Annotated in this window: 16 protein-coding genes; 6 read left to right on the top strand and 10 right to left on the bottom strand. The window is 67.8% G+C overall.

Translation table 11 applies throughout. The features are described from left to right. Position 1: 1 nt before the first annotated feature. A complete protein-coding gene (gene rph, locus IWX89_RS06355; protein ID WP_307836446.1) occupies positions 2 to 736 on the bottom strand; it encodes a ribonuclease PH in 735 nt (244 codons plus the stop codon). After that, entirely contained in the window at positions 733 to 1599 is an 867-nt protein-coding gene (murI, locus tag IWX89_RS06360) for a glutamate racemase (protein ID WP_196902723.1), read from the bottom strand. Before murI ends, rph begins: the two co-directional genes overlap by 4 nt. A 246-nt stretch (positions 1600 to 1845) precedes the next feature. Between murI and IWX89_RS06365 the strand changes: the two genes are divergently transcribed. Both IWX89_RS06365 and IWX89_RS06370 read left to right on the top strand, forming a co-directional pair. Beyond that, positions 1846 to 3078 carry a beta-ketoacyl synthase gene (locus IWX89_RS06365; RefSeq protein WP_196902724.1) on the top strand — a complete coding sequence of 411 codons (1233 nt, stop codon included), beginning with the start codon at positions 1846 to 1848 and terminating at the stop codon, positions 3076 to 3078. Positions 3079 to 3125: 47 nt separating this feature from the next. Beyond that, a complete protein-coding gene (locus IWX89_RS06370) occupies positions 3126 to 4448 on the top strand; it encodes a nicotinate phosphoribosyltransferase (protein WP_196902725.1) in 1323 nt (440 codons plus the stop codon). A gap of 9 nt (positions 4449 to 4457) precedes the next feature. On the opposite strand, the gene IWX89_RS06375 is transcribed toward IWX89_RS06370, so the two are convergent. The 3 genes from IWX89_RS06375 to IWX89_RS18985 are packed head-to-tail and all read right to left on the bottom strand — an operon-like array spanning position 4458 to position 8110. Continuing rightward, positions 4458 to 4742, bottom strand: a complete 285-nt coding sequence (locus tag IWX89_RS06375) for a DUF3039 domain-containing protein (protein WP_134509720.1) — start codon at positions 4740 to 4742, stop codon at positions 4458 to 4460. A gap of 42 nt (positions 4743 to 4784) precedes the next feature. Beyond that, positions 4785 to 6359 carry a hypothetical protein gene (locus IWX89_RS06380; RefSeq protein ID WP_196902726.1) on the bottom strand — a complete coding sequence of 525 codons (1575 nt, stop codon included), beginning with the start codon at positions 6357 to 6359 and terminating at the stop codon, positions 4785 to 4787. Next, positions 6335 to 8110, bottom strand: a complete 1776-nt coding sequence (locus IWX89_RS18985) for an ATP-binding cassette domain-containing protein (protein WP_307836447.1) — start codon at positions 8108 to 8110, stop codon at positions 6335 to 6337. Before IWX89_RS18985 ends, IWX89_RS06380 begins: the two co-directional genes overlap by 25 nt. Before the next feature lie 269 nt (positions 8111 to 8379). Between IWX89_RS18985 and IWX89_RS06390 the strand changes: the two genes are divergently transcribed. The 3 genes from IWX89_RS06390 (at position 8380) to IWX89_RS06400 (ending at position 10738) form a co-directional block, all read left to right on the top strand. Next, positions 8380 to 9072 carry an NTP transferase domain-containing protein gene (locus tag IWX89_RS06390; RefSeq protein WP_134509724.1) on the top strand — a complete coding sequence of 231 codons (693 nt, stop codon included), beginning with the start codon at positions 8380 to 8382 and terminating at the stop codon, positions 9070 to 9072. Between the two features lie 119 nt (positions 9073 to 9191). Beyond that, a complete protein-coding gene (locus IWX89_RS06395) occupies positions 9192 to 9992 on the top strand; it encodes an ABC transporter permease (RefSeq protein WP_307836448.1) in 801 nt (266 codons plus the stop codon). Beyond that, positions 9992 to 10738: an ABC transporter ATP-binding protein gene (locus IWX89_RS06400; RefSeq protein WP_196902727.1), complete on the top strand. Its 747-nt coding sequence runs from the start codon at positions 9992 to 9994 to the stop codon at positions 10736 to 10738. The genes IWX89_RS06395 and IWX89_RS06400 overlap by 1 nt, the downstream gene beginning before the upstream one ends. Before the next feature lie 55 nt (positions 10739 to 10793). On the opposite strand, the gene IWX89_RS06405 is transcribed toward IWX89_RS06400, so the two are convergent. Continuing rightward, positions 10794 to 11081 (bottom strand): helix-turn-helix domain-containing protein, encoded by a 288-nt coding sequence (locus IWX89_RS06405; RefSeq protein ID WP_196902728.1) that lies wholly within the window; start codon positions 11079 to 11081, stop codon positions 10794 to 10796. A 97-nt stretch (positions 11082 to 11178) separates the two neighbouring features. Here IWX89_RS06405 and IWX89_RS06410 point away from each other — a divergent pair, with 97 nt between their 5' ends. Continuing rightward, positions 11179 to 12141 (top strand): hypothetical protein, encoded by a 963-nt coding sequence (locus IWX89_RS06410; RefSeq protein WP_231382971.1) that lies wholly within the window; start codon positions 11179 to 11181, stop codon positions 12139 to 12141. Positions 12142 to 12175: 34 nt separating this feature from the next. Here IWX89_RS06410 and IWX89_RS06415 read toward each other — a convergent pair whose 3' ends face one another. The 4 genes from IWX89_RS06415 to IWX89_RS06430 form a co-directional block, all read right to left on the bottom strand. Beyond that, positions 12176 to 13474 carry a hypothetical protein gene (locus tag IWX89_RS06415; RefSeq protein WP_307836449.1) on the bottom strand — a complete coding sequence of 433 codons (1299 nt, stop codon included), beginning with the start codon at positions 13472 to 13474 and terminating at the stop codon, positions 12176 to 12178. A gap of 69 nt (positions 13475 to 13543) precedes the next feature. Continuing rightward, entirely contained in the window at positions 13544 to 14443 is a 900-nt protein-coding gene (locus IWX89_RS06420) for a glycosyltransferase (RefSeq protein WP_307836450.1), read from the bottom strand. After that, positions 14430 to 15242, bottom strand: coding sequence for a CDP-alcohol phosphatidyltransferase family protein (locus IWX89_RS06425; RefSeq protein ID WP_196902729.1), 813 nt, complete (start codon positions 15240 to 15242; stop codon positions 14430 to 14432). The genes IWX89_RS06420 and IWX89_RS06425 overlap by 14 nt, the downstream gene beginning before the upstream one ends. Further along, positions 15239 to 16300, bottom strand: coding sequence for a glycosyltransferase family 2 protein (locus IWX89_RS06430; protein ID WP_231382973.1), 1062 nt, complete (start codon positions 16298 to 16300; stop codon positions 15239 to 15241). The genes IWX89_RS06425 and IWX89_RS06430 overlap by 4 nt, the downstream gene beginning before the upstream one ends. Positions 16301 to 16329: the final 29 nt, after the last annotated feature.

Genomic DNA, 16329 nt, shown 5'->3' on the forward strand with positions numbered 1-16329 from the left:
GCTAGCGTCCCAGCGCGTTCTTCTGGAACTCTGTCAGCGTGACAGTGCCGGCCAGCGCCAGGTCGAGCAGGGAATTCAACTCGCTGCGATCGAACGGCGCTCCCTCGGCGGTTCCCTGAACCTCGACGAACAGCCCGCGGCCGGTGACGACCACGTTCATGTCGGTCTCGGCCTTCGAGTCCTCGGTGTAGGCCAGGTCGAGCATGGGGACGCCGCCGACGATGCCGACGGAGATGGCCGCGACGCTGTCGATCAGCGGCTGCGCCTTCTGGCCGAGGAACTTCTTCTCCCGGCCCCACTCGAGCGCATCCGCCAGTGCCACGTAGGCGCCGGTGATGGCGGCCGTGCGGGTGCCGCCGTCGGCCTGCAGCACGTCGCAGTCCAGGACGATCGTGTTCTCGCCGAGCGCCTTCATGTCGACGACGGCGCGGAGGCTCCGGCCGACCAGGCGGCTGATCTCGTGGGTGCGGCCGCCGATGCGGCCCTTGACCGATTCGCGGGCCATCCTGTCGTTGGTGGACCGAGGCAGCATGGAGTACTCGGCGGTGACCCAGCCTGCCCCCTTGCCGGCCATCCACCGTGGGACTCCGTTGGTGAACGAGGCTGTGCAGAGCACCTTGGTGCGGCCGAAGGAGATCAGGGCCGAGCCTTCGGCCTGGTCGCTCCAGCCTCGTTCGATCGTGACCGGCCGAAGCTCGTCTGTGGTTCGTCCGTCGGCGCGCACAATGTCGTTCACGAGGTCTCCTTGTTGGTGTTCGGATGCGATGCCGCGAATTCGACGAGCTCGCTCAGGTTGAAGGTGCCGGTCTCGACGAGGTCGACCCGGGCGATGTCCTGGCCGACGAGGCGGTGCGCGAGGCTGAGGAAATCCTCGGCGCTGCCGCCGGTCGCCTCGTAGCGGTAGCTCGGCGGGCGTCTGTCCGCGCGCTCGGCGCCCTGGCTGACGAGGGCCCGGTAGACGTCGTTGGCCGTCTCGGTGTCGCTGGACACGAGGGTGACCGTGTCGCCCATCACATAGGAAATGGCTCCGCGCAGGAATGGATAGTGGGTGCAGCCGAGCACCAGGGTGTCGACCCCCGCTTCCTTGAGCGGGGCAAGGTACTCCTCCGCAACCGCGAGGACCTCGCCGCCCGTGGTCACCCCGGCTTCGACGAATTCGACGAAACGGGGGCAGGCCTGGGTGAAGAGGCGGATGTCGGTGGCCGCCGCGAAGGCATCCTCGTAGGCACGCGACTTGACGGTGCCGAGGGTGCCGATCACGCCGACCCGGTTGTTCCGGGTGGTGCCGACTGCGCGGCGCACCGCGGGCTGGATGACCTCGATCACGGGCACGCTGTAGCGTTCCCTGGCGTCGCGGAGCACGGCGGCGGATGCGGTGTTGCATGCGATCACCAGCATCTTGACGTCCTGGGCGACGAGGTCGTCGAGCACCTGGAGTGCGTAGCGGCGCACGTCGGCGATCTTCTTCGGGCCGTAGGGCGAGTGCGCGGTGTCCCCGATGTAGAGGATCGATTCGTTGGGCAGCTGATCCTTGATCGCCCGGGCGACGGTCAGGCCGCCCACTCCGGAATCGAAGATTCCAATCGGTGCATCCGTCACGACAATCGAGCTTAGTCGGAATCCCTGGATCCCGGCGAAGTGCCCGGCCCGGCCAGGGTTTCGAGCGAGCGCGCCTCTTCGGCCCTCACTCCGGCCGATTGTGGGCGTATTCTCAGGGTCCGCGGAGCGGCCGTCACACGTACCAGAGCGGGAATATGGGCGTAACTACACTCGGAATATGGAGCCCGCCAACCGACGGTAACCGCGCAGGAAGACGACCCATTCGTCGTTTGAGGAGATGACCCAGTGAATGATCGAGTCGTAATTACCGGGCTGGGCGCCTTGACGCCGCTGGGAAACACATGGCGGGAAACCTGGTCGGGTCTCACGAACGGGCGGAGCGGGGTCGCTCGGATCACGCAGTTCGACCCTGAGGGTCTGCCGACCCAGATCGCCGGCGAAGTCAAGAACTTTGTTCCGGCCGAGCAGATGTCGATTAAGCAGGTTAAGCGGGCCTCCCGCGCATCCCAGCTCGCGATCGCCGCCGCCCGCGAGGCCGTGGCTGACGCCGGCTTCGGCCCGTCCATGGAGGGAATCGACTCCGCCGTCGTGGTGAACAGCGCCGTTTCCGGCTATGCCGAGATCCAGGAGGCCACCGAACTCGTCAACTCCGGCGGTTCGCGCCGCATCCCGCCGCGTTTCGTGCCGTCATCGCTGCTCAACATGGCCGCCTGCGAGGTGGCCATCGACCTCGGCGTGCACGGCCCGGTCAACGCCAGCGCCCTGGCCTGCGCGAGCGGCGCCTACGCCCTGCTCGAGGCCCGCACACTCCTGATGATGGGCGACGCTGACGTCGTCATCGCCGGCGGCGTCGAAGCCGCGATCACCCCCGTCATGTTCGCCGGGCTCAACGCCATGCACGCGGCGTCCAAGAACAATGACTCTCCCGCTGAGGCGAGCCGCCCGTTCGACGCCGACCGTAACGGGCTCGTCTTCGGTGAGGGCGCGGTCATCTTCGTGATGGAGCTCCTCTCCCACGCCAAGGCCCGCGGAGCCCGCGTCTACGCCGAGGTTCTCGGCGGGGCGCTGACCAGCGACGGCCACAGCATCGTGGCCCCCGAACCGACGGGGAAGTACGCCAGCCTCGCGATGACACGGGCCCTCGCTAAGTCGAAGCTGAACCCAAGCGACATCGACATGATCTGCGCGCACGGCACCTCGACCCAGGCGAACGACCGCGCGGAGTCCTCGGCGATCCGCCAGGCGCTCGGCAATTCGGCCGACGGAATCGCCGTCACGGCTCCGAAGTCGATGACCGGCCACCTGATCGGCGCGGCGGGAGCCCTGTCCGGCCTGCTCTGCGCCCTGTCGATCCGCACCGGGATCATCCCGCCGACGATCAACTACGTCACCCCCGACCCGGACTGCACCCTCGACTACGTTCCCCTGACCGCCCGGGTGAAACCCGTCCGTTACGCTCTCGCGAACGCATTCGGCTTCGGCGGCCAGAACTGCATCGTCGCCTTCGGAGCCCTGTAGATCGTCACCTGGGCCGATCACCGGCCGGTGCGGATAGGGTTTATCGGGTGACCGAATCCTCAGCATTCCGCACCGACCGTTACGAACTCACCATGGTGGACGCCGCCATCCAGAGCGGAACCGCCGGTCGTGAGTGCCAGTTCGAGGCCTTCGCCAGGCGGCTCCCCTCCGGCCGCCGCTACGGCATCGTCGCCGGCACCGGACGCCTGCTCGAACTCATCCGCGATTTCAGGTTCACGGATGCCGAACTCGCCTGGCTCGATGCCAACGCCGTCGTGCGCCGTCCCACCCTCGACTGGCTGGCCGACTACACCTTCCGCGGCGACATCTGGGGTTACCAGGAGGGCGAGGCCTACTTCCCGGGCTCGCCGCTCGTGACGGTCGACGGCAGCTTCGCCGAGTGCGTCGTCCTCGAAACCCTCATCCTGAGCGTGCTCAACTACGACAGTTCGGTTGCCGGCGCTGCAGCCCGGATGGTGTCGGTGAGCCTGGGCCGGCCGCTCGCAGAGATGGGCTCACGGCGCACCGGGGAATACTCGGCCGTCGCAGCCGCCCGGGCCGCTTACATCGCCGGATTCGCGTCGACGAGCAACCTCGAGGCCGGGCGGAGCTGGGGTGTGCCGACGATGGGGACGGCCGCGCACTCGTTCACGCTGCTCCACGACAGCGAAGAAGACGCGTTCCGCGCCCAGGTTGCCGCCTTCGGGGTGTCGACCACCCTCCTCGTCGACACCTACGACGTCACCCGCGGGATCGACCTGGCCATCAGTGTGGCCGGGCCCGGCCTCGGCTCGATCCGGATCGACTCGGGCGACCTGCCGACCGTCGTCGCGGGGGCACGGGCGCAACTGGATTCCCTGGGAGCCGTGAACACCCGGATCACGGTCACCAGCGACCTCGACGAGTATTCGATCGCCGCTCTCTCGGCGTCGCCGGTCGACGCGTTCGGGGTCGGCACATCCGTCGTCACCGGTTCGGGAGCCCCGGCCGCCGGGATGGTCTACAAGCTGGTCGCGCACCGGGACGACGCCGGCGAGTGGGTCTCCGTCGCCAAGACGTCCACCGCCAAGGCGTCGGTCGGCGGCCGTAAACGCTCCGTGCGGCGCCTCGACGCCGCCGGAATCGCCCGGGCCGAGATCGTGCTGGTCGGTGAGGCCGACGAAGTCCCCACCGGGTTCGAGACGCCGGACGGTCACGACCGGGCCCTGCTCGTGCCGTTCGTCACCGACGGCGTTATCGACGAGGGCCACCTCGGGGCCGCCGGCACCGTGCGCGCCAGGACCCACAACGCCCGCGTCATGCAGGAACTGCCGATCGAGGCGTTCCGACTCGGCCGAGGCGATCCCGTCATCCCGACGCTGTACCGGTAAGGCCTCCGGCTAGCCCTTCATCTTCTCGTAGATGGCCTTGCAGGTCGGGCAGACCGGGAACTTCTCCGGATCACGTCCGGGCAGCCACTTCTTGCCGCACAGGGCGCGCACGGGCTTTCCGGAGATCGCGGACTCGAGGATCTTGTCCTTGGGTACGTAGTGGGAGAACCGCTCGTGGTCGCCCGGCTCGATCTGCTCCTGGTTGATGAGCTCCTCGAGCTCGCGGTCGAGCGTAGAGGTGCCGCCGCCCGGCTGGCCTGGTTCTGCAATGCTCGCGCGAAAGTCTTCAGTCATACCAACATTGTAGGCAGGAGCGGGGCATCCGTTGTGGGTGGCTCAGGCTCGGATCGCGGACGCGAGCATCTCGGGACCGCGCCGTTCGAACGTGCGAGAGCCGAGCCAGATTCCGCCGCTGAGGGTGAGCAGGCCGACTCCGACGCCCGAGAACAGCGCCGGCAGGTGCCAGATCGGATCGGCGAATATGCCCAGGACGGCGAAACAGATCGACGGCAGTGACAACAGGATCGAGCCGGTGAAGGTCAGCGACTGGATCATCGCCGCGGCGGTGTCGGTGGATTGGGGCTGCGCGAACGGGCTGTCTCCCGGTTTCGTCGAGGGGTAGGGGAACCGGGCCGAGGTGTAGCTCGAGAAGCCGAGCCCGGTGAGGAGGATGCAGGTGCTCACGCCGAGCACGGACGGCAGCACGGTCCAGTCGCCGAAGAACGACACGCTGATGGCTGAGCCGATCCCGATCAAGGGGATGCCGACGAACAGGGTCGGCACAAGGCGTCCGATCCGGTCGGCGAATCCGCGGGTGCCGGAGGCGACGTGGAGCCAGATGGCCGTGTGGTCATAGGCGACGTCGTTGTGCATCGTCCAGCCGAGGAAGATGCACATGAGCGGGACAGGGAGCAGGGCGAGGTACGGAAGCGGCACCCCGGCGAAGGACAGGGGAAGGATGACCAGCACCGGGATGACCGGGATCATCACCAGCGACATCCAGTACCGCGAGTCCCTGCCCCAGTAGGTGAGGCTGCGGGCCGCGATGACGCCGATCGGGGTGTGCGGCATCCGGTCGAACCAGCCGAGCCCGCCGTACTGGCGGGCCTGGGCCTCTCGGCCCGGAGTGACGAGCATCCGTGCCACGAGGGCCTGCCAGGCCAGCCACAAAAGGTAGACCGTGGCGGCGGCGATCAGCAGTTTCAGGACGGCCGGCCCCCACGCCCCGGCGGCGGCGTCTCCGGGGACCGCCCAGGCTGCGCCCAGGGGCGTCCAGCCGAGGATCGCCGAAAGCCCCCCGAGCAGGTCGAGGCCGTAGCGCTCCCAGTCGAGATTGAGGATGAGCAGCACGACCGGGGCGACCATCACCAGGAAGAGCACGCCGATGATGCCCGTGAACTCCCGGGACCGGCGGGTGGACAGCAGGAATGCCGCTATCGAGGTGCTCACCCGTGAGGCCAGCATGCATGTTGCCAGGAGAAGAGCGGCCGCCACGATGGCCAGCAACGTCTCGACCACTCCCCGCGACCAGGTCACGATCGTGCCGAGGAGCACCAGCGCCAGCACGAGGGCCGGCACCCCGACCAGCGACGCGAGCGCCAGCCCTGCCGATAGTCGGCGCTTCGGGATGCCCATGGTCGCGAACTTCCGCGGGTCCATGCTGTCGTCGATGCCGAAGACGAGGGGAACGAGGAAGAACCCGAGCACGACGATCGACCCCGCGACGACAAGTCCGTCGCGGACGGCGACGACATCTCCGACGAAGCGGAGCCCGACCAGCACGATGACGAGGCCTACGGCCACGGCGAGGCCGTAGACGAGCGCTATCGCGATGCCGACGACCTGCCACGGACTGCGCCGGAACAGGTTCGCGAGCAGACGGAGTTTCAGTCCGAGAAACTGTGCAACCACTCCATGCCCTCCGCAACCTTGCGTCCGCCGGCAAGCTCGATGAACCGCTCTTCAAGGGTCTTCTCACCCCGGACCTCATCGATTGTCCCTGAGGCGAGAACCGTGCCTTGCACGATGATGGCCACGTGGTCGCACACACGCTGGATCAGGTCCATGCCGTGGCTGGACAGCACCACTGTGCCACCGCTGGCCACGTACTTCTGCAGGATCTCCGTGACGTTGACCGCGGAGACAGGGTCAACCGACTCGAAGGGTTCGTCGAGAACGAGGAGCCTCGGCGAGTGGATCATCGCGCAGGCGAGGGCGATCTTCTTGGTCATTCCGGCCGAGTAGTCGGCCACGAGACGGTTGAGCGCGTCCTCGAGGCCGAACGCCGCGGCCAGGTCTGCCGATCTCTTGCGAACCGTCGCACCGTCGAGTCCGCGCAGGACGCCGGAGTAGTAGAGCAATTGCGCCCCGGTGAGCCGGTCGAACAGCCGCAGCCGGTCGGGGAGCACGCCGATGATGCGCTTGGCGGCGATGGGGCTGCCCCAGACATCGATGCCGTGCACGTGGACGGAACCCGCGTCGGGCCGGAGGAGCCCGGTGATCATCGACAGGGTTGTCGTCTTGCCTGCGCCGTTGGGTCCCACGATGCCGTAGAAGGAGCCCTCACGCACTTCGAGGTCGATCCCGGAGACGGCCACGGTGTTGCCGAAGCTCTTCTTCAGCCCGGTCACCGAGAGTACGAGCGGGGTGAGGGGACCGTCCTGGATCGGCGGGGCCGACTTGGGGCGCCGTTTCGTCGACGTGCGCGGCGGCCGTGCCGGCGTCTTCCGTGGTGCCCGCACGGCCGCTGCCGGGGGCGCAGCGGGATCCGCGTCCGGCGCCAGGACCGGGACTGCGTCGTCGGGCGGAAGGGTCTTGGCGGCCGAGGCCGGCGGGACAACGGTTTCGACAGCTTCGTTGACCGGTTCGGGCGTCCCGGCCTCAGCCTCAGCGGCCGCGGGCTCAGAAGCTGTGGGCTCGGAAACTGTGGGCTCGGCGGCTACTGCCTCAACCACGGTCGGCTCGGCGACAGCCGGCTCGGCGACAGCCGGCTCGGCGACAGCCGGCTCGGCGACAGCCGGCTCGGCGACAGCCGGCTCGGCGACAGCCGGTTCGGCGACAGCGGGTTCGGCGACAGCTGGCTCGGCGACGGCATGGAGGGATGCGGCGAGTGCAGCGGCCCGGGTCGCTGCGGCCTTCGCGGCGCGCGCCTTCGCCGTGTCGGCTCGGGCGGCACTCGATTTCGCGGCCGATTCGGTCTTGGCGGTGGCCGTGCGAGCGGTCGTTGCCTTCGCGGCCGCGGTCCGTGCGGCGGCCGGCGTTACCGGTGCGGGATCCTGAGATTCGACGCCCGGTTGCGCCGCTGCGGCTGCGGCGGCCTTGGCCCGAGCGGTCGCGGGGCGTGCTGCGGTCGAGCGCGCCGCGGGCCTGGTCGCCCGGGGCTTCGGTGCCGCCCCGGTGGACGTCGACGGAGCCTCAGAGCCGTCGGCTGGCGTCACGGCGGATGGTTTCGCGCGCGCAGCAGGGGTTCGGGTGGAACCCGTCGGCCGGGCCGGTGCCTTGCGAACCGGGGCCTTGCGCACGGGCGGCTTGGGTGCCGCCGACGGGGACACCGGAATGTCACCCTCGTCCGCGGGAATCTCCGGTTTCGCGGGCGTCTCGACCACCGCGGCCGGGACTGTCGTCGGCTCGTCGGGCTCGGAGTTGGGGGGCACAAGAGTCACCCCGCTAACCTACCAAGGACCGTCTGACACCGCAGGTTCGAGGTCAGCCGACGACACAAAAGCGGAGCTGAAACCACGCCCGTGGTCACGGAATAAGCACGCTCAGGAACCGCCTCTTCCCCCGGATAGAGGGCATAAGGTAGACTGATGCTGGCATAACGGCGTGTCTATACGTGAACTTATGAGTGAACCCTAGACAAACTTGTTCGAAACAAGAGTCTTATGCATCGGATGCAGGGGTCGCTCGAATCTTTTTTTAGGAGATAATCGTGACCACCCAGGTAGTCATTTTGGCAGCAGGCATGGGAAGCAGACTCGGTCGTTCGCTTCCGAAGCCGCTGACCGAACTCAACGACGGTCGAACGATCATGCAGCAGCAGTTCGACAACATCGCGCACGCCTTCGGCAAGAAGGCCAAGGTCACCATCGTGGTCGGCTACAAGCTCGAGCACATCATCGAGGCGTTCCCGCAGGCATCCTTCGTCTACAACGAAGAGTACGACCAGACCAACACGTCGAAGAGCCTGATGCGCGCATTGCAGGCGTCGAGCACCGGCGGTGTTCTCTGGATGAACGGCGACGTCGTCTTCGACCCCGCCATTCTCGACCGCGCTGCGGCCATGGTCGCCCGCGACCAGTCGTTCGTCACCGTGAACACCTCCAAGGTGTCCGATGAAGAGGTCAAGTACACCACCAGCGCCGAGGGCTACATCAAGGAGTTGTCGAAGACCGTCAAGGGCGGGCTCGGCGAAGCGGTCGGCATCAACTACATCTCGAGCGCCTACAAGGCGGTCCTGCTTCACCACCTCGCCAAGGTCGGCGACCAGGACTACTTCGAACGCGGCATCGAACTCGCAATCGAGAAGAACAACCTCCTCGTCGAGCCGCTCGACATCTCGGACTTCTACGCGGTCGAGGTCGACTTCGCTGAGGACCTGGAGCGCGCGAACCTGTTCGTCTAACCAGACGCGACGATGAACATGCCCCCGGCACAACCAGGTGCCGGGGGCTTTTTCATGCCCGGGACTCGCTGTGTCCCAGGTGGAGCCGTGCCGGGCCGGGCTCACCTACGATTGGTCGAGTGAGTAGTTATGCGGAAGTGCGCCCCGAGCAACGCACGTCATTCGCGCGCTACCGGCATTCGCTCTGGCTGCTGACCCAGCGCGACCTGCGGGTTCGCTACTCGACGTCGCTCCTGGGTTACTTCTGGTCGATCCTCGACCCGCTCGTCATGGCCGGCATCTACTGGTTCGTCTTCACGCAGGTCTTCCACCGCGGTGCGGGCCACGAGCCATACATCATCTTCCTGCTCTCCGCCCTGCTTCCCTGGATGTGGTTCAACGGCACCATCTCCGACTGCACCCGCGCGTTCCTGCGCGAGGCGAAGCTCATCCGCTCCACCCGGATACCCCGCACCATCTGGGTCAACCGGCTAGTGCTGTCCAAGGGCATCGAATTCCTGGCCTCCGTGCCGGTTCTGCTCTTCTTCGCGATCGTCTCCGGCGCGCCGATCACGGCGGGGGCGTTCCTCTTCCCACTGGCAATCCTCATCCAGACGGTGCTGACCGCCGGGGTAGGGCTGATGGTCGCGCCCCTCGTCGTCTTCTTCCGCGACCTGGAGCGGGCGGTCAAACTGGTGCTCCGGTTCCTGTTCTACGCCTCCCCCATCATTTACAGCACCTCGGACCTGCCCGGCCAACTGCACTTCTGGGCGGCGTTCAACCCGTTGAGCGGGATCTTCAGCCTCTACCGGGCGGCGTTCTTCCCCGGCGACCTGGACTGGCTCACCGTCGGCATCAGCGCCGCGATGTCCCTGGCCATGCTCGGCCTCGGGATCCTGGTTTTCAAGCGCACCGAACGTGCAGTCCTGAAGGAGATCTAGTGGCGGCGCCAGTCATTTCGCTGACCGGGGTCGGCATCCGGTTCAGACGGAACCGTCGCGGCCGCCGCAGTTTCAAGGATCTCTTCGCCGGCGGTCGACGGCGCAGCCGGCCCGACGAGTTCTGGGCCCTCCGTGAAGTCTCCTTCACGGTGCAGCGCGGCGAGGCCATCGGCGTCGTCGGCCGCAACGGGCAGGGCAAGTCGACCCTCCTGAAACTGGTCACCGGCGTGGTCCTCCCCGACGAGGGCAGCGTGCACGTCACCGACGGGGTGGCGCCGCTGATCGAGATCACCGGCGGTTTCGTGGACGATCTCACGGTGCGGGACAACGTCTACCTCACTGCGGGCCTGCACGGCATGACCCGGGCCCAGATCGACGCTCGCTTCGACGACATCCTCGACTTCGCCGAGATCGGCGATTTCATCGACACCCCCTACAAGCACCTCTCCAGCGGGATGAAGGTGCGGATCGCCTTCGCCGTGATCTCCCGGCTCGAGGAGCCCATCCTCCTGGTCGACGAGGTGCTTGCGGTGGGCGACAAGGCGTTCCGCGAGAAGTGCTACCGGCGGATCGAGGAACTCCTCGCCGGCGGGCGCACACTCTTCTTCGTTTCCCACAACGAACGCGACCTCCGGCGGTTCTGCACGCGCGGCCTGTACCTGGACAAGGGGGCACTCGTGCTGGACGGACCCATCGATGAGGTCCTCGCGCTCTACAACGCCCAGTACGGCATCAAGCCCGCCTGAGCGGCGGCCCGACGAGCCAGTGCGCCGGGTCAGCGCGACGGGTCAGCGCGACGGGTCAGCGCGGTCGCCGGATGAGGACCGGCTCACGGTCGTCGCGCGCCACCGGGAGGTGCTCCGCGGAGAATCCGCTCATCAGCTCGCCCGGTTCGAGCCCGAGCACCGCGGCGAGCCTGATCAGGGTATGGAACGTCGGGTTGCCGTGGCCCCGATCGATCCGGGCGTAGTTCGACACATTGAGGCCGGCCCGATGCGCCACCGCCTCCTGATTGAGTGACAGCTGGCGGCGCCGGCGACGGAGGCGGTCACCGAGGATGCGGGATGCTTCGGAGGGAGGCTCTGGCATCCTCCATCTATAGGCTCCACCTGCGCATCCCGCTAGTGGTCAGGCAGATGTCGACACCGGCACGTAAACTCGTCGGGATACTAAGGAGAGCAGTTCGATGGCAAGGAAACCCAAACCGATCGTGTCGACCACCGGCGGACTGCCCCAGGGGGGCCAACTGCCACCCGCCCTCACCAAGAGCTTCGACCGGGTGATGGCGATCCACCGCCCGGCGGTGCTCGCGCACATCCGTTCCATCCGTCGCCGATCTCCCCAGGCCGGCCCCGTGGAGCTCGTGGCAATTCTCGAACGGCGCTACCTCGCCGCGGTGACTACCGGGGGCGCGGCGGTCGGTGCGACGGCCGTGATACCCGGCGTCGGAACCGGGATCACACTCGCCCTGTCCGGAGTCGAAACGGCCGGTTTCCTGGAGGCCACGGCATTGTTCACGCAGTCCGTGAGCGAGGTGCATGGAATCACCGTCGATGACCCGGAACGAGCGCGGGCGCTGGTGATGACCATGATGCTCGGGCATGAGGGCTCAGACCTGGTGCGCCAACTCGCCGGCCAGTTTTCCGGGAACGGCACCGCCCGCACCGCGTACTGGGGGGAACTCGTGACGACCAGCCTCCCCCGGGCCATCATGGGGCCGCTCTCCGACCGGTTGCAGAGTGCGTTCATCAAGCAGTTCGCGGCCCGCGGGGGTGCCAGCCTGATCGGCAAGGCTCTGCCGTTCGGGGTCGGCGCGGTCATCGGCGGCGCCGGCAACCACATCCTGGGCAAGCGGGTCATCCACTCGTCGCGGATGGCGTTCGGGCAGGCCCCTGCCGGGTTCCGCCCTGAGCTCGACCCCCGGGCCAGGGCCGTCATGGTGCGGGAAATCGAGGTGCGGGAGTCGGCCGTGCAGGAAAGCGTCCTGCTCCCGGGACGCGCCGGCAGGCTCAGCGAGTTCGGTCACGGAACCCTCGGCAGGCTGCCCGGCCTGGTGCCGAAGGCCCTGCGCCGGGCCAGGGACGAACGCGTCACCGATGCCGGCCCGTCGGGCGCCGCAGCGGGTGACCCCGTGAACCCCCCGGCCTAGACGCCGTCGTCGAACCTGAACGTCGTCGTCGAACCTAGACGCCGTCGTCGGGATCGGCCTCGTCCGGGGTCACCGGGCCGGCATCGAGGACGTCGACGCTCGCCGCTGCGGGGTGCATCGCGTCGAACCGGTCCCATTCATCCATCAGGTGCTGGACTGCGGCATGGAAGCGCTCCGTGGCGACCCCGGCACGTGTGTCTCCGAAGTACCGCTCCACCCACACGGCCAGCCGTTGCTCCACCTCGGTGTCATGGGTCAGGTCTTCCAGGACGCGCTCGATGTCGCCGGCATCGGCTGCGTCAAGCCACTCGCAGTCGGAGAGGTACCCGCTCGAGTCGATCTGGGCTTCCGGGCTCGCGGGGCGCGTCACCATCAGCGACTTCCCCGCGGCCAGGCGGTCGTAGATCATGGCAGAGATGTCGACGATGGCCACATCCGCCGCGGAGAGCTGCCAACCCAGGTCGGGGCTCGAGTCGTAGATGTGCCTCGCGGACGCGTCACGCGCATTCGCCGCGGCGATCGCCGCGATGATCCGCCGGTTCGCGGCCGCGTACTCGGCGTCCACGACACCGCTGCGCGGGTGAGGGCGGTAGATCACCCGGTGCCGCCCCGAGTCGAGCAGGGCCGTCACGAGTGCAACACCGTGCGTCGCGATCGAACCGTAGGCCGCGGCCGGCCGGTCACCCTCCCAGGTCGGGGCGTAGAGCACCACCTGGCGTTCGTCGGGGGTGTACGGGAGGGTCCCCCCGTAGTGGTCGGCCTGCGGGCGCCCGATCTTGATGGTCCGTTTGTCGAAGTCGTAGTCCCAGAGCACCTTGTCGAGGCGGGCCAACGCTGCGTCCCCGGCGACGAAGGCGTAGTCGTAGGCCTTGATCTGGTTGGTGACCATGTACATTTTGTCGCTCTCACCATGGTTGATGAAGACGTGCCAGCGACGCCCGTAGCGCATCATCTGGAAGTTCCGCGGGTTCTGGTTGACGTACAGCACGATCCGGATGTCCTGCTCCTCGAGCACCCGCTCGAGGCTGGAGATCTTGCGGACGTAGGCAACCGGCACGGGTGATTCGTCGATCAGGGGAAGGGCCCCGCTGCCGCTCCGGCTGAGAATGAGCACCGGCCAGGTCTCGGCAAGCTTCGCCAGCGGTTTGTACCACTGGCGCATCTGGTAGAGGTTGACATCGCCGTCGGCGAAGTAGACCGCGATTTTGAAGTGCTGGTCCGGCCGGAGATCACGGACCGCAAGGCGTCCGTCGAGGACTCGTTGAGCCTTGCGTGATGCCATGACGTCCTTGACCAGCTTGAACGCAAGCCTGACGTCTCTTTGTATACCCACCAGTCAAGAGTACCGATTGCGTCGGGCCGGCGGCTCCGCGTGACCCCCGAACGGGTGCTCCCGGAGCAGTCAGACGATCGGCGGACGCCCGGCCAGGGTCATCCGCCACACGGTACGGCCCTTGAGCGGACGCCGCTCCCCCGGGTCGCTGGTCCAGCCCTCGCGGAAACCGCCGAACCAGGCCCGGAGCGCAGGACGGTTGCGCGACCAGCGCAGCAGCTGGATGCCCAGCCAGGCGCCGGCGTAGACAGGCACGAAGGGGGCGGGGAGGTTGCGGCGGGCGAGCCAGACCCGGTTGCGGGCGTTGAGCCGGTAGTAGTCAGCGTGCCGGGTCGGCTGGATCACCGGGTGATTGGCGACGAGGTCCCCCGCGTACCAGGTGCGAAGCCCCAGGTCCCAGACTCGCCAGGCCAGCTCAATGCCCTCATGGGCGTAGAAAAACGGTTCGGCCCAGCCGCCGGTCGCGTCGAAGACCTTCCGGGGCAGGAGCACCGCGCCCTCCCAGACCGAGAAGACGTTGCTGGAGTGGGTTGCCTCGCCCTTGCGGATGCGCGGAATCCAGCGGCGGGGCGAGGTGAGACCGGAGGGGTCGACCACCCTCGGCTGCAGAAGGCCGATGGTCGGGTCGGCGCGAAGCATGGCTATCGCCTCGCTGAGGAACCGAGGGTCGGGGATGCTGGCGTCGTCGTCGAGGAAGAACAGGAACTCACCGGCGACGGAGGAGACCCCGCGGTTGCGGCCGGCCGGAATTCCGAGGTTGGTCGGCAGCCCGAGGGACTTGACGCCCGCCGGCAACCCGATCGGCTGCCAGCCGTTGCCAACGCAGACGATGTCGAGGTGCACTTCCTGCTGGTCCAGCAGTGAACGGATGCCGCGGGCCAGGTCGCCCTGTCGCGTCCCCTGGGTGAGCACGACCACGCCGACCGTCGGCGTGACCGGACCGATCGGGGTGACCTCAGGAACGGACACGCTTGGAGGCCATGATGGCGACGAAGTGGCCGACCAGGGCCAGGAACGACAGAGGGATGAGCACGATCAGCACGACCCGGTCGACGAGGGGTTCACCCACGAAGCTGCCGAGAATGGCAGCCACGAACATCAGGATGGTGAGTTCGACCGAGTGGTACAGGCGGTGGAACGGCACGAATCGGGCGAGGCGCCGCACCTGGGCGAGGCGGCTGGAGGTGAGGGTCTTCTCCCCCCGCGTGTCGGAGAGTTTGGTGAGACCGGCGTTCGCCCTGGCCACGTGCACCATGTCGTTGAGCGCCTTGTTCAGCACGATGATGAGGGCCAGGAGCAGGGCGAGGGTGGTCCAGAGCAGGTCCGCCGGGGCCTCGAACGGGAACGCCGCCGCCCTGATGCCGAACGCGATCGGGATGAGGGCCTCAGTTGTGTAATGGCCGACCTTGTCGAGGAACACCCCGGCCGGGGAGGATTCCTTGCGCCAGCGGGCCACTTCACCGTCGCAGCAGTCCACCAGCATCTGGAGCTGTCCGAGGATGAGCGCCAGCAGCGCGCCCCAGACGCCCGGGATGAGCAGCGCGGCGGCCGTCGACCAGCCGACCAGGATCATCAGCCCCGTGACCCCGTTGGCGGTGATCCGGGTCTTCAGCAGCATCCAGGTGACGTAGGGAGAGATGTCGCGCAGGTAGAGCGAGGCGGTCCAATGCTCGGCGTTGGCCCGCAGGCGAACCTCGGGCGGCTGGGCCACGGCGCGCAGCTCGGCGATCGACGCCGGTCTGGCGGACGCGGGTGTTCCTGGCGTCATGGGTGCCTCCCGGTGTGGGCCGTGATGTTGGTGGTGAGTTTGAGATACCCGAGCAGGAATCCGATGCCCCAGCAGAAGTGGATGCACGGCAAGACTACGAGAAACCACAGGCCGGCACGAAACCCGTCGGGGCGGGTGACGGCCACGGTGGCCACGGCCACGATCAGCAGGTAGGCCGCTGGGGCGAGGAATCCGAGCAGCAGCCACGGCGCCGCTCCGGTAGGCAGGGCGGCAAGTCCGGCCAGGCCGAGTACCAGGCCGAGCACGACGCCGACCACCATCACCGGCGGGGCGAAGTAGCGGATGCCGTTGGCCGCCGGGTAGCGTCGGGCGAGTTCGCCGCGCCAGAGCCCGGTGGAGACCATTTGCCTGGCCAGGCGCGCGAGGCTCGGGCGGGGACGGTAGACGACGCGCAGGCGCGGCGTGAACCAGACCGTTCCGCCGAGGTCGCGGATGCGCCGATTGAGTTCCCAGTCCTGGCCGCGTTTGATGCCCTCGTCGAAGAGGCCGACCCGCACCAGGCTGTCCATCCGGAAACAGCCGAGATAGACCGTTTCCGCCTTGCCCTCGGGGCCGCCGACGTGCAGGGGTGTTCCGCCGAGGCCGATCTTCGTGCCGTAGGCGCGGGCGACGGCCTTCTGGAAGGGGGTCTCGCCCTGGGCGTCCATGACGCCGCCGACGTTGTCCGCCCCCGTGCGTTCGAGGGTTTCCACCGCGATGCGCGCGTAGTCCGCCGGCAGCACGGAGTGGGCATCCACCCGGATCACGACCGGGTATTGCGACGCCCGGATGGCGATGTTCAGGCCGGCCGGCGTCGATCCGACCTCGTTTTCGACGACGCGGATGCGCGGGTCGACGGAGGCCATCTCCTCGACGAGTTCGGTGGTGCCGTCGATGCTCGGCCCGAGGGCGAGGGTGACCTCGAACGGGCCGGTGTAGTCCTGGTGCAGGAGGCTGAGAACGGCATCGCGAACGTGCGTGACGTCGTTGAGCACGGGCATCACATAGGAGACTCCGAGCAGCGGTGTGTCTCCGCGAGGTGGCACCTGGCTGGTCATTTCTGCATTCCTCCGGAGGGTCGCTTGAG

Origin of the sequence: Cryobacterium sp. MP_M3 (genome assembly GCF_015752155.1) — a bacterium.
GTDB lineage: Bacteria > Actinomycetota > Actinomycetes > Actinomycetales > Microbacteriaceae > Cryobacterium.